Consider the following 1600-nt stretch of genomic DNA (forward strand, 5'->3'; position numbering starts at 1 on the left):
GAACCGTTCAACGGTTCGGGCCCTTTTTGCATCCCTTCAACGCCCCCGCCTCGCGTGGCATGATGGGCAGTACTCGCCCTTTTCCCAATGCACCACCTAGCTGAGGAGCAAACATGGCCAGTGAAGAAACCACCTCGACAACCCAAGCAGGAATCCCGGCGGCCAGCGACCGCAACTCGCTGACGGTGGGCGCCAACGGCCCCATCGTGCTGCACGATCATCATCTGGTCGAGACCCTGCAGCATTTCAACCGGATGAACGTTCCCGAGCGCCGCCCGCATGCCAAGGGTTCCGGAGCCTTCGGCGAATTCGAAACCACCGAGGACGTATCCCGGTACACCAAGGCGGCCCTGTTCCAGCCTGGCGTGAAAACCGAAACGCTGATGCGTTTCTCCACCGTTGCCGGCGAGCTCGGCTCTCCCGACACCTGGCGCGATGTGCGCGGCTTCTCGATGAAGTTCTACACTTCCGAAGGCAATTTCGATCTGGTCGGGAACAACACGCCGGTGTTCTTCGTGCGCGACCCGATGAAGTTCCCGCACTTCATCCGCTCCCAGAAGCGGCTGCCCGATTCGGGGCTGCGCGATGGAACCATGCAGTGGGACTTCTGGACGCAGAATCCGGAATCCGCCCACCAGGTCACCTACATCATGGGCCAGCGCGGCCTGCCCAAGACCTGGCGCGAAATGAACGGCTACGGCTCGCACACCTACATGTGGGTCAATGCTGCCGGAGAGAAATTCTGGGTCAAGTACCATTTCCTGAACAAGCAGTCCGAGAAGTTCGAGACCATGCGCGGGGCGCAGGCCGAGGCACTGGCCGGATCCGACGCCGACTTCCACCGTCGCGACCTGTTCGAAGCCATCAAGGCCGGAAATTTTCCCCAGTGGGACCTGTACGTGCAGATCATGCCCTACGAGGAAGCCAAGACCTACCGGTTCAACCCCTTCGACCTGACCAAGGTCTGGTCCAAGAAGGACTATCCGCGCATCAAGGTCGGCACCATGACACTGAACCGGAACCCGGAGAACTTCTTCGCGCAAATCGAGCAGGCCGCATTCTCCCCCGGGAACATGGTCCCGGGCATGGGGATGAGTCCTGACAAGATGCTGCTGGGACGCAATTTCGCGTACGCGGATGCGCAGCGCTACCGCATCGGCACCAACTTCCAGCAGCTGCCGGTGAACAAGCCCAAGTGCCCGGTCCACTCGTACAACTTCGAGGGGAGCATGACCTACGATCACACCGGGGATCGCAGCGTCTATGCGCCGAACTCCTTCGGGGATTCATGGAGCGATGAAACCGGACCTGCGGAAAATTCCTTCGAGTCCGACGGCGAGCTGGTCCGCGAGGCCTACACGCTGCGCAAGGACGATGGGGACTTCGTACAACCCGGCATCCTGGTCCGCGAGGTGATGGATGATGCCCAGCGCGCCGAACTGGTGGACACCGTCACCGGGGCGCTGGATGGCGTCATCGAGCCGGTGCTGTCCAACGCGATCGCTTACTGGAAGAACATCGATGCCGATACCGGAGCGAAGATCGAGGCCAACGTCCGCCAAAAGTAATTCGCTAGCCGACACGGAAAACGCCAGCCGCG

Annotated in this window: 1 protein-coding gene; it reads left to right on the top strand. The window is 61.2% G+C overall.

What is annotated here, in order from left to right; all coding sequences use genetic code 11:
- Positions 1–113 precede the first annotated feature (113 nt).
- Positions 114–1568: a catalase gene (locus ACNPM8_RS14280; protein ID WP_448940047.1), complete on the top strand. Its 1455-nt coding sequence runs from the start codon at positions 114–116 to the stop codon at positions 1566–1568.
- Positions 1569–1600: the final 32 nt, after the last annotated feature.

This window comes from Glutamicibacter sp. AGC46, assembly GCF_053543715.1.

Bases quoted from the DNA above. Each gene is read 5' to 3' on its own strand.
- ACNPM8_RS14280 (WP_448940047.1), top strand. From the start codon at position 114: ATGGCCAGTGAAGAAACCACCTCGACAACCCAAGCAGGAATCCCGGCG.